This window comes from Aeromonas sp. CA23, from assembly GCF_002587065.1.
GTDB classification, from domain to species: Bacteria; Pseudomonadota; Gammaproteobacteria; order Enterobacterales; family Aeromonadaceae; genus Aeromonas; species Aeromonas bestiarum.
The window spans coordinates 865001-881057 of sequence record NZ_CP023818.1; the positions used below are offsets into that span (position 1 = coordinate 865001).

The window sequence follows — 16057 nt, forward strand, 5'->3', positions numbered from 1 at the left end:
CAGCACGCCCGGGTAGCGTTCGAAGTAGAGATCCATGTACTTCTGCGCCTCGGCGCGACCTATCCCCAGCTGTTTGGCCAGACCGAAGGCGCTCATGCCATAGATGAGGCCGAAGTTGATCGCCTTGGCGCTGCGGCGCATGTCGGTGGTAACCGCATCGAGCGCCACCCCGAACACCTCGGCAGCCGTTGCCTTGTGGATGTCCTTACCCTCGGCAAACGCGGTCAGCAGCCCCTTGTCACCGGAGAGGTGCGCCATGATGCGCAGCTCGATCTGGGAGTAGTCAGCCGCCACCAGCTTGTAACCGGCGCTAGGAATAAAGGCCTGGCGGATCCGGCGCCCCTGCTCGTTGCGCACCGGGATGTTCTGCAAGTTGGGGTCAGAGGAGGACAAACGGCCGGTGGCCGCCACCGCCTGATGATAGGAGGTGTGTACCCGCCCGGTCTGGGGCTTGATCATCAGCGGCAGCTTGTCGGTATAGGTGGACTTGAGCTTGGCCAGCGTGCGGTGTTCCATCAGCAGACGCGGCAGCTCGTAGGTCTCGGCCAGCTCGGCCAGCACCTCTTCCGCGGTGGACGGCGCTCCTTTGGGGGTCTTCTTGATGATCGGCAGCCCCAGCTTGGTGAAGAGGATCTCCCCCAGCTGTTTGGGTGAGGAGAGGTTGAACTCCTGCCCGGCCAGCTCGTGGGCCTGACGCTCCAGTTCGGCCAGACGCAGCTCTATCTCCTGGCTCTGCTGATGCAGCAGCTTGGGATCTATGGTGGTCCCGAGCAGCTCCATCCGCGCCAGCACCGGCAGCAACGGCAGCTCGATGTCGCTGAATACCTGGCACAGGCCAGGCACGGCTTCCAGCTGTCCCCACAGAGTCTGGTGCAGACGCAGGGTGATATCGGCATCTTCCGCCGCATAGGGGGCGGCCTGCTCCAGCTCGATCTGGTTGAAGGTGAGCTGCTTGACCCCTTTGCCCGCGATATCTTCAAACGAGGTGGTTTCGACCCCGAGATAGCGTTTGGCCAGCGAGTCCATATCGTGACGGCTGGCGGTGGAGTTGAGCACATAGGACTCGAGCATGGTGTCGTAGGCGATACCCTGCAGGTCGATGTCGTGGTTGAGCAGCACGTTGCGATCGTACTTGAGGTTCTGACCCACCTTGAGACGGGTCGGATCTTCCAGCAACGGCTTGAGCTTGCCCAGCACCACGGCTTCGGTCAACTGCACCGGTGCCCCCAGATAGTCGTGACCAAAGGGCACATAGGCGGCCTTGCCCGCTTCGACGGCGAAGGAGACCCCGACGATGCGCGCCTCCATGTAGTCGAGGCTGGTAGTTTCGGTATCGAAGGCGAACAGCGGCGCCGCCTGCAACTGCGCCAGCCAGTCGTCAAACTCGGCCTCGTCCAGAATGCAGCGGTAGTCGGTTTCGATGGCGGCAACGGGGGCAGCCGTATCATCGCTCCCCTCTTCCGGACCGGCACCCTCTTCGCCACCGGACTCCAGTTCCTTGATCAGGTTGCGCAGCTCATATTCGCGATAGACGGCCAGCAGGGACTCCTTGTCGACCGGTTTGAGCAACAGCTGTTCCAGGCTCTGTTCCAGCTCGACATCGGTTTTGATGGTCGCCAGGAGATAAGAGAGGCGCACCTGCTCCTCCTGCTCGCGGAACTTGTCGGCGAACGCCTTGGAACCGCGGAAGCCGAGGGCCGCCACCTTGTCCAGATTGGCGGCGATCTCGTCTATGCTGCCGATCCCCTGCAACAGGGCCAGCGCCGTCTTCTCGCCGACGCCTGTCATGCCGGGGATGTTGTCGACCTTGTCACCCATCAGGGCCAGATAGTCGATGATGAGCTCCGGCGGCACGCCAAACTTCTCGATCACCCCTTCCCTGTCGGTCTTAACATCTTTCATGGTGTCGATCAGGGTGACGTGATCTGAGACCAGCTGCGCCATGTCCTTGTCACCGGTACTGATCAGCACAGGCAGTTGCTTCTCGGTCGCCTGGCGGGCGAGCGTGCCGATCACATCGTCGGCCTCGACGCCTTCGACCATCAAGAAGGGGAAGCCCATCGCCTTGATCATCTGGTGGATGGGGGCGACCTGGCTGCGCAGATCGTCCGGCATGCTGGCACGGGTCGCCTTGTACTCGGGATAGATGTCGTCGCGGAAGGTCTTGCCCTTGGCGTCAAACACCACGGCCACATGGCAGTCAGGGTATTGCTTGCGCAGGCTGCGCATCATGTTGGCCATGACACGGACGGCGCCGCTCGGCAAACCGGTCGAAGTGCGCAGATCGGCCTGCTGGGAGGCGAAGAAGGCGCGGTAAAGATAAGAAGAGCCGTCGACCAGAATAAGGGGGTTGCTAGGGGCCATGAAATCGTCCTGCCAGAGATAAACAGCCGCTAGGATGCCACAGGGCCCCCCTCACACCAAGGGGTGCAGCAGCCCCCTAAGCGGGCAGCCAAGGGGACTCAAGCTGTGGATAAGTCTGTGTTCAAAAATGGGGCGCAGTATGAGCCACAGTGATAAAACTGTGCACAAAAAATATAAAATCCATATAAAACAGCACATTGAGATCGTAAAAACCGATCATGAGACTGTTGGAATGATCTTGATCAATGTGGAAAAAGATTTAAGGGAGTAAGTACGGCAGGATCCAAAACGAAACAATCCTAGCACAGCGAGATGACTTGACCAGCGGATGGCGAGCGATAACCATACAAAAGTACAACAATCTATCCTGGCTCACATTTTCAACAACGAGGAGTTTGCCATGAAAAAAGTGGCCGTGATTTTGAGTGGCTGTGGCGTGTTTGACGGGGCCGAGATCCATGAAGCCGTCATCAGCCTGCTGGCGCTGGCCCGCCATGGCGCCACCACCCAATGCTTCGCCCCGAACGTGGCGCAGTTGCATGTGGTCAACCACCTAACGGGTGACGTCAGCGAGGGGGAGAGCCGCAACGTGCTGGTCGAGGCGGCGCGCATCTGCCGTGGCCAGATCAAGGATGTGGCCGAGCTGGATGCGGCCGATTACGACGCCCTGCTGGTGCCCGGCGGCTTTGGGGCGGCCAAGAACCTGTGCGACTTCGCCACCAAGGGCGCCGGGTGCCAGATCCAGCCGGATGTGCTGAAAGCGTGTCAAAGCTTTGCCAATGCCCGCAAGCCAGCAGCCTACATCTGCATCGCGCCGGCCATGATACCGCTCATCTACGGCGCCGGCACCCTGGCCACCATAGGCCATGACGAAGGCACCGCCAACGCCATAGAGGCGATGGGCGGCAGCCATCTCAACTGCCCGGTCAACGAGTTCGTAGTGGATCAGGAGCGCAAGGTGATCTCCACCCCCGCCTACATGCTGGCCAACAACATAGTCGAAGCGGCGGACGGCATCGAGAAGACGGTCAAACAGCTGCTGACCCTCTGATCCCCTACCCGTCACAAACAAACGGGCCGCTCATGGAGCGGCCCGTTTTCAATGTTGCCAACCGGCAGCAGACTAGATGGTTTCGCCCATCTGATCCATCTTGCCCAGCAGGGCGCGCAGACGTTCCTGCCAGGCAACGTGTTCGTTGCGCAGCTGATGGTTTTCGTCTTGCAGCTTGCCGTTTTGCTCTTTCAGCTCGTCCAGCTCCATCTTCAGCAGAGAGATGTTGTCGACGGCGGATTGTACTTTGGATTCGAGTTGCTCAAGGACTTCTAGTGACATATGCATACCTGTATGTTCAATTGCGATGCCCCACAGAGGGCGATTCAAGCGCGTGAAGCCAGCATACCCTGAGGGCATCGGCACAAACAAGCCAGTGCGCTGTAAAATGCGCCTTCCATAGATGTATTGCCTAAATATGCGTCTGTTTTTCTCGCATCCTGCGCCCGGACCGCGACAAGACCCTGACAACCAACAGACAACCCTTCGTCGAGGCAGTGACCACGGGCATGTCGTCGAACCCGGTTTCCAGATTATCCCGTCAGCCATGCGGCGTGATTCAAGCCCCCGGCAACAGGCATCCAATCTCGAATCCATACCGCGCCGCCAGATTACCCCGTCAGCTGTGCAGCGTGATATAAGCCCCCAGCAACAGGCAGGCGACCCCGTACATCAACAGGCCGTAGAGCAGGTTCCAGCGCAGGATCAAGCCGGCACTCAGGTTGTAGCGGGACGCCAGCGCCAGGTTGGAGCCAGAGAGCGGACTGGTGCCGGTCGCCAGCCCCCACCCCAGCAGAAAACACATGCCGAGCAGGCTGGGATCCGGCGCCAGCGGCCAGAGCAGCGGCGCCAGCCCGGAGATGCTGATGAGCGGATGCACGCCGACGATGGCCACCAGCAGGATCAGCAGCAGAGTCAGGGATGACTCCAGCCAGCCGAAATGGTTGAACAACGGCAGCCCGTGTTCGCCCCCGAGTTCGAGCACCGACAGCGCACTGTTGATGCCGGCGGCCAGCAAACCGGCCCCCAGAAACAGCACCAGCTGACCGCCGATGGCGGGGAAACGCTCCACCACCTGCCGCTTGAGGGCAGCGCCTCGCCCGGCTCTGGGCATGAACAGCAGCGCCAGCAGCGGTGCCACCAGGGCGATCACCGCCAAAATGCCGAGCGCTGGCCAGATCTGCTTGATCAGCAGCACCAGCAGCGCCAAGGCCACCGGCAGCCCCAGGGTCTGCAACCGCAGCGGGTAGCCGGCAAAGTCCTCGACCCCGAGTCGCTCCACCTGCCAGGCGGTCAGTCCCATCGCCAGCAGCGCGGCGACCACGCCAAACGGCAGTATGCTCGACAGTTGCAGACCTGGGGCATAGGTGAGCGCCACCGCCATGGCGACGAAGAAGGGGGACCAGAAGGCGGCGGCACAGAAGATCCGGCTCAGCACCATCACCTGACGCCGCTCCAGGGTGCCGCCCCGCTCCAGCCGATCGCCGATGATGAACAGCACGGAGAGGTTGATGACGGCACCCAGCAGGTTGAGGCTGGCCATGGTGCTCCACAGCCCCTTGCGGCCGGACCAGGAGGCAGTCCCGGTCAGCAGGCCTGACGTCGCCAGGTTGAGGGTGCTCACGGCGGCAAACATGGTGAGCATGTTGATGTTGGGCAGCAGCCAGTCGCCCGGGTTGAGGCTGGCGCCCCGCCACCAGGAGAAGATCAGCAGCGCAAGCGCGGCCCCGTACAGGGCCAGGGCCTGCCGTTTGGCCGCCCCCACCAGCCAGGGCCAGGTGAGCAGGGAGGCGGCCCAGGCGGCGATGGCCGCAGGCCAGGGGGAGAATCCCAGATAGAGGTGCAGCAGGTTGAGCAGCCACATCCCCAGGATCAGATAACCTGACCAGCGCTTGGCCATCGAATCGTCTCGGTCAGGGGATCAGAGGCACTGATCCATATCCAGCGAAGGCTTGTCGCACTCCGGGCGGCCCACTATCTTGGCCGGTACGCCCGCCACTGTGGTGTGCGGCGGCACCGGGTTGATCACCACGCTGCCGGCACCTATCTTGGCGCCCATCCCCACTTCGATATTGCCGAGCACCTTGGCGCCCGCCCCTATCATGACCCCTTCGCGGATCTTGGGGTGGCGATCGCCGCTCTCCTTGCCGGTACCGCCCAGGGTCACGCTCTGCAGGATGGAGACATCGTCCTCGATCACCGCCGTCTCGCCGACCACTATGCCGGTGGCATGGTCAAACATGATGCCCTTGCCGATCCGCGCCGCCGGATGCACATCGACCCCGAACACCACCGAGATCTGGTTTTGCAGGTAGAGTGCCAGCGAGCGACGCCCCTGGCGCCACAGCCAGTTGGCAACCCGATAGCCTTGCAGGGCATGAAAGCCCTTGAGGTAGAGCAGCGGGGTGGAGAAGAGATCGACCGCAGGGTCACGCTCCTGCACGGCGCAGATATCGGCCGCCACTGCCGCCAGCAACTCGGGCTCGCTGCGCAGGGCCAGCTCGATCACCTCGCGCAGGGCGATGGCAGGCATGGTGGCGCTGTCGAGTTTGTTGGCCAGCTGGAAGCTGAGGGCCGAGCGCAGGTTCTTGTGATTGAGAATGGTGGAATGAAAGAAGCTGGCCAGCATGGGCTCTTCGGTCACCATGCATGCCGCTTCTCGCTCAATTTTTTGCCAGGTTTTGGCAACCAGATCATCCATGTTGCAGCCTACTGTTGTTCTGATGGAGTGCCTTGCTGTTCCTTGTGCACCACAGAGATGGGGTCCATATGAATGATGACATCCATGCGCTCGAATTCCTGACGCACCGCCAGTTCGGCTTCATCGGCGATCTGATGGGCCTTGACCAGAGGGAGCTGGTCATCCAGCTCCAGATGCAACTGCACGAAGCGGGTCGGACCGGATTGACGGGTACGCAGATCATGCACCCCGTGGACACCTTCGACGTCACAGCAGAGAGCCATTATTCTCGCTTGTTCTTCGGCTGGCAACTGACGATCGAGCAGCGCCTGCACCGACTCATAGCCGATATGGATGGCGCCCCACAGCAGGAACAGGCCGATCAGGATGGCAAACAGGCCATCGGCCCAGAACCAGCCCCGCCCCGCCAGCACCAGCGCCAGCAGGACGCCGCCGTTGAGCAGCAGGTCGGAACGGTAGTGCAGCATGTCGGCCTTGATGGCCACGCTGTTGGTCTTGCGGATGACAAAGCCCTGGAAACTGACCAGCAGCAGGGTCAGCACTATGGAGCCGCCGCTGACCCAGAGACCCGCTTCGAGCCGCAGTATGGGCGCCTGGTTGAGCAGGGAGGAGATGCCGTGCATCACCAGCAGCAGGGCCGAGCCCGAAATAAACGCGGACTGGATGAGGCCCGCCAGCGACTCCGCCTTGCCGTGGCCGAAGCGGTGCTCGTCATCGGCCGGCGCCAGCGCATAGCGAATGGCCAGCAGGTTGATGATGGAGGCGCTGACATCCATGAAGGAGTCGGTGAGCGACGCCAGCAGACTCGATGAATCCGTCATGAGCCAGGCGATCAGCTTGCCGGTGATCAGCAGGGTAGCCGTGGTGACGGCGGCCATGCTGGCCAGCGTCACCCAGCGGGAATATTGTTGATGGCTCAAAACCGGCTTTCCTCTTGCGGTTAAAAATCTATTATACCCTGACCCCTGCGCCGGCTTGGCGCGAAAAATCAGCGGAATGACTTCAGATGCACAAAATACTCCTGGTCGACGACGATCTCGAGCTGACCCAGCTGCTCACCGAAATTCTGACTCTGGAAGGCTTCCAGGTCACAGTCGCCGAGGATGGCGAAGAGGGGTTGCTGCGACTGGCCGAGCAGGACTTCAACCTGGTGCTGCTGGACGTGATGATGCCCAGGCTCAACGGCTTCGCCATGCTGACCAGGCTGCGCAAGACCCACGATACCCCGGTGCTGATGCTGACTGCCCGTGGCGACAGCCAGGACAGGGTCAACGGGCTGGAAGCCGGTGCCGACGACTATCTCGCCAAACCATTTGATGACAGGGAGCTGCTGGCCCGGGTGCGCGCCATACTGCGCCGGACCCAGAGTGCCCAGCCCCAGCGCGGCGGCACATCCGAAGAGCTTCGCTTCATGGATCTGGTGCTGCAACCCGGCCTGCAACAGGCCAGCAGCGGCGATCAGCTGCTGGAGCTCACCGCCACCGAATTCGGGCTGCTGGAGTGCCTGCTGCGCAACCCAGGCCAGATCATCAGCAAGAGTCATCTCTCCGAGCAGGTGCTCGGCAAGAAGCTGGAGCCCTTCGATCGCGCCATCGACATGCACCTGAGCAACCTGCGCAAGAAGCTGCCGGAGCGCACCGATGGCCAGCCCCGCTTCAAGACGGTGCGCGGCCGCGGCTACCTGTGGCTGGAACAGGCATGAGCACGGCCCGCACCTTCAATGGCCTCTCCACCCAGATCTTCCTCTGGTTCTGGCTCATGCTGCTGGTGGTGCTGGCGGCCGTGGTGATACTGCCGACCCTGGATCCCCGCAACATCATCCCCTTGCCGGCGCACGAGATGACCAGGATGAACAACAACCTGAAGGCGTTGCAGAAGGGGGCGGATCCCGATCATGACTTCGATCTGGTGCAGGCCATAGATGCGGCGGGCCTGCTGCCGGTGGACAACATCTATCTGCGCGATGAGAAAGGCCAGATGCAGTCCACCACTCGCCTGAGCAAGTTCGTGGTCCGCTTCATGCTCGATTCGGACAACCCGGCCAAGCCCATGCTGGGCAGCGAGCACAAGCGGGCCATCGCCGGCCCCTTCCAGATGGAGCATCGCGGCCAGATCTATCACGTCTACTTCGGCCTCAATGTCGAAAACTCCTACCTATTTCTGTTCATCCAGATCCTGGATCACCCGATCCAGATCCTGGGCATCGCTATGCTGGTCAGCACCCCGCTCTGCCTGCTGCTGGCCTGGCGCCTGACCCGCCCCATACTGCAGTTGCAGCGGTCTGTCTCCCAGCTGGCGGAGGGCAACCTGGAGATGCAGATCCCCAACCTGGGGCGGCGCGACGAGATCGGCCAGCTGGCGGATCACGTCAGCCACATGGTCGATACCCTCAAGAACATGATCCAGAAGCAGAAGCAGCTGTTGTCCGACATCTCCCACGAGCTGCGCAGCCCGCTTACCCGCATCCAGCTGGCGCAGGCGCTGATCCGGCGCAAGCAGGGGGACAGCAGCGAGCTGGCACGGATAGAGTCAGAGATAGGCCGGCTCGACAAGCTGATCGGCGACCTGCTCGACCTGTCACGGGTGCAGCAACACGTGGAGGCGCCCGTGGTGATGCCGCTGGCGGATCTGCTGGAGCCCATGCTGGACGACGCCATGTTCGAGGCAAACCAGAGCGGCAAGCAGTTGCGGCTGCCGCCCCTGCCGACCGAGTCGATCCGGATGTGGCCCGAGCTGCTGGCGCGGGCGCTGGAGAATCCGCTGCGCAACGCGCTCAAATACGCCCGCGAGTTCATCAAGGTGGACTGGTATCGGGAGGGACGGGAGTGGGTGATGACCATACGCGACGATGGCCCCGGCGTGCCTGTGGAGCAGCAGGCCCAGCTGTTCCTGCCCTTCTTTCGGGTGGATGATGCCCGCAACGCCAAGACAGGCGGCACCGGGCTGGGGCTGGCCATCGCCTCGGAGGCGATCCAGCGCCACGGTGGCACCATACGCGCCAGCAGCAACCAGCCAGCCGGGCTGACCATCACCATCCGCCTGCCCATCGGCTGAGTCGCCTCTTTTCATCCACCCGGGCGCTGGGTATGCTGGCGCCCCTTTCGCCCCAATCTCGGCCCCCATCAGGATCCCGCCATGCTCGACATAGTGCTCTACCAACCGGAAATCCCGCCCAACACAGGCAACATCATCCGTCTCTGCGCCAACACCGGCTACCGGCTGCACCTGATAGAGCCGCTGGGTTTCGAGTGGGATGACAAGCGGGTGAAGCGGGCCGGGCTCGATTATCACGAGTTTGCCGAGGTGAAGCGCTGGCCTGACTATGACGTCTTTCTGGCCGAGGTGGCGCCCAGGCGGGTATTCGCCTGCACCACCAAGGGAAGAACCGCCCATTCGGCCGTGCAGTTTGCCCCCGGCGACGCCATGCTGTTCGGCCCGGAGAGCCGTGGCCTGCCTGCGGATCTCATCGAGAGTCTGCCGTTCGAGCAGCGGCTGCGCATCCCCATGCTGCCCCAGAGCCGCAGCATGAACCTCGCCAATGCGGTGGCGGTATTCGTGTATGAGAGCTGGCGCCAGCTGGGCTATGAGGGATCCCTCTAGGCTCTTGGCCGCCACCGGGTGATGCCGTCCCTGTGATGGGTCAGCCCTCACAACAGGATCATGCCTGCCAGGCTATGACGGCTCGCCCTCGGCCTGTTCCATGCCGTGGGGTGAGAGCAACAGGCGACCATCGCGCTCCAGTTGCCAACACAGCCACCCCAGCGTCAGACCCCGCCCCGCCATCAGCGCCCCCATGGCGGCCCACAAGGCGGCCACACCCCAGCCCTGACAGAGCCACCAGATGGGGAAGAAGCCGCACAGTACCGCCACCAGCATGCTGTTGCGCATCTCGCGGGCCCGGGTCGCGCCTATGAAGACCCCATCCAGCAGGAAACACCAGACCGCCAGCAAGGGCATGACGATCAGCCAGGGCAGCTGGCGATTCGCCTCGGCGATCACCGCCGGAATGTCGGTGATATGGGCGATGAGCCGACTGCCACCCGCCGCAAACAGCAGACTGAAACCCATTGCTATGAATAACGCCCACCCCAGGTTCAGCACTATGGCCTCGCGCAGCCCCTGCCGATCCCGCCGGCCTATGGCGCGGCCCACCATGGCCTCCACCGCATAGGCAAAGCCGTCCAGCCCGTAGGAGATGAGCATCAGGAAATTGAGCAGCACCGCATTGGCGGCCACCGCCACGTCGCCCAGCCGCGCCCCCTGCAAGGTCATGAAGGCGAAACAGAGCTGCAGACAGAGGGAGCGGACAAAGATGTCCCGGTTCAGACTGAGCAGTCTCAGCAAGGCCGGCCACTGACGCCAGCGCTGCCAGGCCCCCTGCCACACCGCGGGCGAGAGGCGGCGCAGATGACGGCTCACCAGCCAGAGCCCGACCCCCAGGGCGCTGTAATCTGCCAGCAGCGAGGCGGCGGCCACTCCTTTCACCTGCCAGCCCAGCCCCAGCACGAACCAGGTATCCAGCGCCATGTTGACCAGGTTGGTGAAGATCAGCAGCAGCATGGGGCTGCGAGCATCCTGCATGCCCAGCAGCCAGCCCATGATCACCAGATTGCAGAGTGCCGCCGGCGCGCTCCAGATCCGTACCGACACATATTCGCCGGCATAGCCCTGTACCTCGGCAGAGCCGCCACCGAGTGCAATGAGCGAAGGCAGGAAGGGCAGCAACAGCAGTAGCAGGGCCAGCCCCAGTCCGACGGCGAGGCCGAGCGCCCGTGCCAGGGTGTCGAGCTGGCTGTGCGGGCTGCCGGCGCCATGGGCCTGGGCGGTCAACCCAGTGGTGGACATGCGCAGGAAACCCAGCAGCCAGAAGATGAGATTGATGAGGGTAGCCCCGACCGAGACGCCGCCGAGGAACCAGGCCTGGCCGAGATGACCGATCACCCAGGTGTCCACCAGCCCCAGCAAGGGGGTGGTGATATTGGAGAGCACCATGGGCAAGGCCAGGGCAAACACGGCGCCATGGCGCCGGCCATCTTTCAACCAGGGCGGGATCAGCATGGCAACCGACGCTCGTCCGGCATCACTCGCCTTCCAGTCGCACGATTCTGGCGAAATCGGAGACCAGGGTCGCCATGACCACATGGGGCACCTGCCCCTCGCTCATCTGGGGACGGAACACGGCCTCCAGCTTGCCTTCCGGGTTGATCAGCACTATGGAGGCGGAGTGGTCTATCAGGTACTCCTTCTCCCCCTGATCGGCGATGGAGTAGATGAGGCCCAGATTGCGCACAAACGGGAACAGCTTGTCATGGGAGCCGGTTGCCGCCTTGAACTCGGGGTGAAAGAAGGCGGTGTAGGTCTTGAGGCGAGCCACGTCATCCCGCTGCGGATCCGCCGAGATGAACACCACCTGGCTCTCGGGTGCGATCTTCTTCAGCGCCGGGTAGACGGAGCGCAGATCCGCCAGCGTGGTCGGGCATATATCCGGGCAGAAGGTATAACCGACAAACAGGAAGGTCCAGTGCCCCACCAGACTGGCTGGGACGAAGGGCTGACCGTCCTCGTCGGTGAAGGCAAACGGGTTGATGTCCCGCCCCGCCGGGTAGTAGTCGGCCTGCTCGGGCAGGGAGGGCTGGTTCCAGTAGAATGCGGCCATCATGCCCCCGACCAGCAGCAGAAACAGCAAGGGGTAACGCGGTTTAACCATAACAACAGACCCTTTCACTTCGACATGCCCGCAGACCGGGCCCGAATGGATGACCCATTGTAACCCAGCCAATCCCGGACCGGACCATCCCATCTACCGGATGCCGATTCGGCATCCAACTTCGGTCAGGGGATGACGCTATGGGCAGGCCGCCGGGCGAACAAGGCCAGAAAACAGCAGCCCCACCGTCAGGGTGGGGCTGTCAGCAGCACGCGGGGCTATCAGGGTTGCAGCCTGCGCCGCTCATGGGGGCGACGGGCCAGGGCGCGGAGCGGTATGACGGGGGCCGTCCAGGGAGCCTCCGCCGGTCCCCTGTCGTGATGGCTGTGAAACAGACGGACCAGGCGGACTATCTTGTCCTTGGGACAGCCCAGCCAGATGGTCCAGCAGGCGCCCTTGTGATGCACCCAGAGCGCATAGAAACGGGTCATCCGGTTGCCCTTGATGAACCGTGTGATGGAAGAAACGGGCGATGCCAGACCCGGATCCCATGGCGAGCTTGAAGCCATACCTGTCCTCCTTGACCAAGAGGTCACGCCGACCGGCATCGTCTGCTACCGCTAGGTGGCCAGATCCTGTGACTGCCGCGTGTCGACTGCGCGAGTGTGCCCTCATTACCCGGACGGTCGTTGCCGTCGGCGCCATGCTGGCCACCCTCCCTTCTTATCCCGCGATATCGCCTCTCTCTGTGGTGAGCCGGCCACATGCCATTGCTGTCCAGCTCACATGAGGCTGTTGTCATGCATCCCTGCTGCCCCTGGGTTCCTGCGACGTGGGTAAAGAGCGTCTTGTCGAGCATTCGGGGGACAGTGCAACGAGTCCACTGCCTTACCAAATGATATATCTGAAATGCGTCACCTGCGGCCGTTCGCCGCAGACAAAATGGCAGATATCAGGATCTGATTGAAATCATGGGGAAAGGAACACAAAAACGACACGGCCTCCCGCAGGAGGCCGTGTCATGGCGAGGGTGATTACATCCAGTCGGCGTTGCGGATCACGCCGACGGCCAGCCCTTCTATGGTGAGCTGCTGGCTGGAGAGATCCACCGCTATGGGCTCCAGATCCTCGTTTTCCGGCAGCAGCCACACCTGGCTGCCCTTGCGCTGGAAGCGCTTGACGGTGACATCCTCATCGAGGCGCGCCACCACCACCTGGCCGTTGCGCACCTCCTGGGTCTTGTGGACCGCCAGCAGGTCGCCATCCAGAATGCCGATGTTTTTCATGCTCATGCCCTGCACCCGCAGCAAAAAATCCGCCCGGGGGTGGAAGAGGGCAGGATCCACCTGGTAGTGGCTCTCGATGTGCTCCTGCGCCAGGATAGGTTCACCGGCCGCGACCTTGCCGATCAGGGGCAGGCCTGTCTCTTCCAGCACCTCTTCCTCTTCGATCAGCAGACGGATACCGCGGGAAGTCCCCGGCATGATCTCGATGACCCCTTTCTTGGCCAGGGCCTTCAGATGTTCCTCGGCCGCATTGGCCGACTTGAAACCAAGCTTCTGGGCAATCTCGGCGCGAGTCGGCGGCATGCCGGTCTCGCTCATGTTCACCTTGATCAGCTCCAGCACTTCGGCCTGGCGGGGGGTAAGAGGTTTCATAACATTGGCACCTGTCTTTTTATACAGCACACTGGCAGTATATACAGTGCTGGGGCCAAGGCAAGGCACAGCTGACATTTGTCATGGCCTGGCGCTCATTTACCGTTGTTTTGATCCTGCGCAGCCGACTCATCGTACCTCTCGGCGACAAGGCGCCGGTGATTTGCTATGCTCACGCCGCATTTTTTCGGAGAGCAGACGCACATGTCCCTTGGACAGAAGATTTCCAGAGCCATCTTGCAATGGCCGGTCAGTGGCTTGGTCAATCACAAGAGCCTGCCGGAAAATCCCATCACCGAGCTCAAGCTGGATCCGGCCAGACCCATTGTCTATGCCCTGAAAACCAGCTCGATCACCGACCTGATGACGCTGCAACAGTGCTGCGAGGATCTCGGCCTGCCCGGCCCCTTCACGCCGCTGGAGCTGAACGGCCAGTTGCTGCCGCGCTACGTCTGTCTGGACCGTCCGCCTCCCCTGTTTGGCAAGCGCAGCAAGCCGTTGCCCTTCCTGCAGGAGTTCCACCAGCTGCTGGATCTGCACAAGCAGGATCCGGCGCTGGATATCCAGGTGGTGCCCGTCACCCTGTTCTGGGGCCGCGCCCCCGGCCGGGAAGGCGAGGAAGCCTCCGGCTGGAACATCATCAGCAGCCTGGCACCGAACCGCCTCAAGAAGGCGCTGATCGTGATCCTCAAGGGTCGCGAGAATCTGGTGCGCTTCTCCCCGCCGCTCTCCCTGCGCCACATGGCCGACAAGCACGGCACCGACGAGGCGATCGCCCACAAGCTGGCGCGGGTGGCGCGCACCCACTTCAGTCGCCAGCAGCTGGCGGCCACCGGCCCCAAACTGCCGAACCGCAACCTGCTGTTCAGGCAGCTGCTGGATTCGAGCGTGATCCAGCAGGCGATCGAGGAAGAGGCGCAGCGCGACGGCATCAGCCTAGAGAAGGCGCAGAAACGCGCCCACGGCTACATGGACGAGATCGCCTCCGACTTCTCCTACCGGTTGATCCGGCTCGGCGAGAGCTTCCTCGGCTGGCTGTGGAACAAGCTCTACCGCGGCCTGTCGGTCAACGGCGCCGAGAAGGTACGCCAGCTGGCGCAGGAAGGGCACGAGATCGTCTATGTACCCTGCCATCGCAGCCACATGGACTACCTGCTGCTCTCCTACGTCATCTATCACCAGGGCATGGTGCCGCCCCACATAGCGGCGGGCATCAATCTCAACTTCTGGCCGGCAGGCCCGCTCTTTCGTCACGGCGGTGCCTTCTTCATCCGCCGCACCTTCAAGGGCAATCCGCTCTACAGCACCGTCTTTCGTGAATACCTGAACCTGCTGTTTGCCAAGGGCTACTCGGTGGAGTTCTTCACCGAAGGCGGGCGTTCGCGTACCGGCCGCCTGCTGCCGCCCAAGACCGGCATGCTGGCCATGACGCTGCAGGCCATGATGCGCGGGCTGGACAGACCTGTCACCCTGGTGCCCGTCTATCTGGGCTACGAGCACGTGATGGAGGTAAACACCTACCACAACGAGCTCAAGGGCAGCCGCAAGGAGAAGGAGAGTTTCCTGCAGGTGCTCGGCATACTGCGCAAGCTGCGCAACTATGGCCGGGGCTTCGTCAACTTCGGCGAGCCGCTGACCCTCAACAGCTACCTCAATGAACATGTGCCGGCCTGGAAGGCCGACATAGGCCAGGAGGAGCGCCCCGAGTGGATGGCGCCCACCGTCAACCAGCTGGCCGAGCTGCTGATGACCCGCATCAACGGGGCCGCCGCCGTCAACGGTCTGACCCTGAGCGCCCTGGCGCTGCTGGCCGCCGAGCGCCACGCCCTGACCCGGGACGAGCTGCAGGCCCAGCTCAACACCTATCTGGATCTGCTCAAGCAGGTGCCCTACAGCCCGCAGAGCACAATCCCGGATGAGGATGCCAAGACACTGCTGGATCAGGCGATGGAGCTCAACAAGTTCGAGGTGAGCGAGGACAAGCTGGGCCAGATCATCAGCCTGGACCGCTATCAGGCGATCCTGCTGACCTACTACCGCAACAACATACTCCATCTGTTCGCCCTGCCCTCCCTGGTGGCGGCGCTGATCGAGCGTTGCGAGGGGATCTCCCGCGGCGAGATAGTCGCCCGTTGCGTCGACATCTACCCGCTGCTCAAGACGGAACTGTTCCTGCGCTACGAAGAGGATGAGCTGCCGGAGCTGGTCGATGCCCTGCTGGCCGAGCTGCAACGCCAGCAACTGGTCGAGGCGCGCGATGGCGGCCATTGGGTCAATCCGGGCAACCAGATGCGCCTGCTGCTGCTGGCCGAGAGCATTCAGGAGACGCTGCAACGCTACGCCATAGTGCTGACCCGGGTGCTGGCCCAGCCCCATGTCGAGGCGGAACAGCTGGAGGCGGACGGCCTGATGATGGCGGAGCGCCTCGGCACCCTGCACGGCATCAACGCCCCCGAGTTCTTCGACCAGAAGCTGTTCAGCACCCTGATCCACACCCTGCGCAAGGAGGGCTACCTCTCCCCCGAGTGCAAACCGGATCTGGGCCGCTTCCAGGCGCTGGCCGACAACATAGTGCCGCTGCTGAGCAACAAGATCCGGCGCACCATACAGGCGGGCAACCGGCTCTGACCTCAAGA

At 62.6% G+C, this 16057-nt stretch carries 14 protein-coding genes (1 of these 14 only partly in view); 5 read left to right on the forward strand and 9 right to left on the reverse strand.

Going from position 1 to position 16057, the window contains the following annotated elements:
- On the reverse strand, positions 1-2364 hold the 5' portion of the coding sequence (gene polA / locus CK910_RS04050; RefSeq protein ID WP_098981077.1) for a DNA polymerase I. It extends 393 nt beyond the left edge of the window; the window shows 2364 of its 2757 coding nt (coding positions 1-2364); the start codon lies at positions 2362-2364; the stop codon falls past the left edge of the window.
- A 400-nt stretch (positions 2365-2764) separates the two neighbouring features.
- Here polA and elbB point away from each other — a divergent pair, with 400 nt between their 5' ends.
- Complete coding sequence (gene elbB, locus CK910_RS04060) at positions 2765-3415, forward strand: isoprenoid biosynthesis glyoxalase ElbB (protein WP_098981079.1); 651 nt, start codon at positions 2765-2767, stop codon at positions 3413-3415.
- A gap of 72 nt (positions 3416-3487) precedes the next feature.
- Here elbB and CK910_RS24030 read toward each other — a convergent pair whose 3' ends face one another.
- The 4 genes from CK910_RS24030 to fieF all read right to left on the reverse strand — a co-directional run bounded on the left by CK910_RS24030 (position 3488) and on the right by fieF (position 7036).
- Positions 3488-3697, reverse strand: coding sequence for a cell division protein ZapB (locus CK910_RS24030; protein WP_042037447.1), 210 nt, complete (start codon positions 3695-3697; stop codon positions 3488-3490).
- Positions 3698-4034: 337 nt separating this feature from the next.
- Positions 4035-5315, reverse strand: a complete 1281-nt coding sequence (locus CK910_RS04070) for a hypothetical protein (RefSeq protein ID WP_043555937.1) — start codon at positions 5313-5315, stop codon at positions 4035-4037.
- A 21-nt stretch (positions 5316-5336) separates the two neighbouring features.
- Positions 5337-6116, reverse strand: coding sequence for a serine O-acetyltransferase (gene cysE / locus CK910_RS04075; RefSeq protein WP_042868480.1), 780 nt, complete (start codon positions 6114-6116; stop codon positions 5337-5339).
- Positions 6117-6124: 8 nt separating this feature from the next.
- Positions 6125-7036: a cation efflux pump FieF gene (fieF, locus tag CK910_RS04080; protein WP_043139544.1), complete on the reverse strand. Its 912-nt coding sequence runs from the start codon at positions 7034-7036 to the stop codon at positions 6125-6127.
- Between the two features lie 86 nt (positions 7037-7122).
- Here fieF and CK910_RS04085 point away from each other — a divergent pair, with 86 nt between their 5' ends.
- The 3 genes from CK910_RS04085 (at position 7123) to trmL (ending at position 9716) form a co-directional block, all read left to right on the forward strand.
- Entirely contained in the window at positions 7123-7818 is a 696-nt protein-coding gene (locus tag CK910_RS04085) for a response regulator (RefSeq protein WP_043139547.1), read from the forward strand.
- Positions 7815-9170: an ATP-binding protein gene (locus tag CK910_RS04090; protein WP_098981081.1), complete on the forward strand. Its 1356-nt coding sequence runs from the start codon at positions 7815-7817 to the stop codon at positions 9168-9170. Before CK910_RS04085 ends, CK910_RS04090 begins: the two co-directional genes overlap by 4 nt.
- 81 nt (positions 9171-9251) lie before the next feature.
- On the forward strand, positions 9252-9716 hold the full coding sequence (gene trmL / locus CK910_RS04095) for a tRNA (uridine(34)/cytosine(34)/5-carboxymethylaminomethyluridine(34)-2'-O)-methyltransferase TrmL (RefSeq protein WP_098981082.1): 465 nt from the start codon (positions 9252-9254) through the stop codon (positions 9714-9716).
- A gap of 72 nt (positions 9717-9788) precedes the next feature.
- On the opposite strand, the gene CK910_RS04100 is transcribed toward trmL, so the two are convergent.
- The 4 genes from CK910_RS04100 to lexA form a co-directional block, all read right to left on the reverse strand.
- On the reverse strand, positions 9789-11174 hold the full coding sequence (locus tag CK910_RS04100; RefSeq protein ID WP_098981083.1) for an MATE family efflux transporter: 1386 nt from the start codon (positions 11172-11174) through the stop codon (positions 9789-9791).
- Positions 11175-11196: 22 nt separating this feature from the next.
- Positions 11197-11823: an SCO family protein gene (locus tag CK910_RS04105; protein WP_043139555.1), complete on the reverse strand. Its 627-nt coding sequence runs from the start codon at positions 11821-11823 to the stop codon at positions 11197-11199.
- Positions 11824-12044: 221 nt separating this feature from the next.
- On the reverse strand, positions 12045-12332 hold the full coding sequence (locus CK910_RS04110) for a hypothetical protein (protein ID WP_098981084.1): 288 nt from the start codon (positions 12330-12332) through the stop codon (positions 12045-12047).
- A gap of 465 nt (positions 12333-12797) precedes the next feature.
- Positions 12798-13421 (reverse strand): transcriptional repressor LexA, encoded by a 624-nt coding sequence (lexA, locus tag CK910_RS04120; protein WP_042873420.1) that lies wholly within the window; start codon positions 13419-13421, stop codon positions 12798-12800.
- 204 nt (positions 13422-13625) lie between these two features.
- Here lexA and plsB point away from each other — a divergent pair, with 204 nt between their 5' ends.
- Positions 13626-16049, forward strand: a complete 2424-nt coding sequence (plsB, locus tag CK910_RS04125; RefSeq protein ID WP_098981085.1) for a glycerol-3-phosphate 1-O-acyltransferase PlsB — start codon at positions 13626-13628, stop codon at positions 16047-16049.
- The last annotated feature ends 8 nt before the right edge of the window (positions 16050-16057 follow it).